Annotated in this window: 2 protein-coding genes; one reads left to right on the top strand and one right to left on the bottom strand. The window is 58.8% G+C overall.

Annotated features, from left to right (window positions below; translation table 11 throughout):
• Positions 1–455, bottom strand: a 455-nt coding sequence (locus tag ACXRVY_RS31280) for an aldehyde dehydrogenase family protein (protein ID WP_458239246.1), incomplete at its 3' end; no start/stop codon positions are given.
• A gap of 163 nt (positions 456–618) precedes the next feature.
• Between ACXRVY_RS31280 and ACXRVY_RS31275 the strand changes: the two genes are divergently transcribed.
• Positions 619–1,038 (top strand): LysR family transcriptional regulator (locus ACXRVY_RS31275; RefSeq protein WP_458239245.1); only part of this gene is annotated, 420 nt, incomplete at its 3' end.

The raw sequence follows: 1,038 nt of genomic DNA, 5'->3' as shown, positions 1-1,038 counted from the left end.
CCGATTGGCTGGCGCAGGGTGTAGGTGTCGACGCCACCGGCGACGTTTTCAGCGAACTCGCCCATTTGCAGGCTGCCGATGGAACAGGCGTGCTCAACCACTTCCAGGCCACGGAAAATATCGCCTTCAGCGTCGGCAATGGTCTTGCCCTGCTCTGCGCTGAGGACTGCAGCGATGCGCTTGGAGTGCTCGCGGATCAGCGCCTGGAGCTTGAGCATGATGCGCATGCGGGCGCCGATCGGGGTCAGCTTCCAGGTCTGGAAGGCACGATGGGCTGCGCTGATGGCGGCGTCGACTTCTTCGGCGGTGGCAAACGGCACTTTGGCCAGCACTTGCTGGGTCGCCGGGTTGATGATGTCGTGCCATTCAGTGGTCTTGGATTCGACCCACTGGCCGTCGATCAACAGCTTGACCTTTTGCACGGTGGTTTCGTTGGGCGTGAGCGATGCGTTCATGTGGGTCTCCAGATCTTTGCTTTTTTTATTGAGAGCTATCTTGGGAGCCGGGGCGAGATAGTCGCCCTGAGATGAGCCATGTGTCGCGAATTGGTTGTCGGACTGTTTTTGGAGTATAGATGTGCAAACTTCTAATAAAAACGCACATAAAAACCGGTCCAACATGCAAAAAAACATCACCTCCCTCGGCTCGTTGAACTGGGATGACCTCAAGTTTTTCCTTGAAGTCGCCCGTACCCGCAAGGCCAGCACCGCGGCCAAGCGCCTGGCGGTGGACTACACCACAGTGTCGCGACGCATCAGTTCCCTGGAAACGGCGCTGGGCACATTGCTGTTCGAAAAATCCCGGACCAACGGCTTTGTCCTGACCGCCGAAGGCCAGCGGTTGATGGGGTATGCCGAGTCGATCGAAAGTACCCTGCACATGGCGTGCGAGCAGGTTTYCGGGTCCGGCGTGGCACTGTCCGGTCATGTGCGCATGGGCTGCACCGAAGGCTTCGGCAGCTTTTTCATCACGCCGCAGCTGAGCCACTTCGTCGACACCTACCCGGCGATCTCGGTGGATATCCTGCCGCTGCCGCAC

The sequence above is a fragment of the Pseudomonas sp. P5_A2_2 genome, assembly GCF_054177685.1.
The sequence above is the reverse complement of the archived record's forward strand: the minus strand, read 5'-3'. Positions and strand labels throughout refer to the sequence as shown.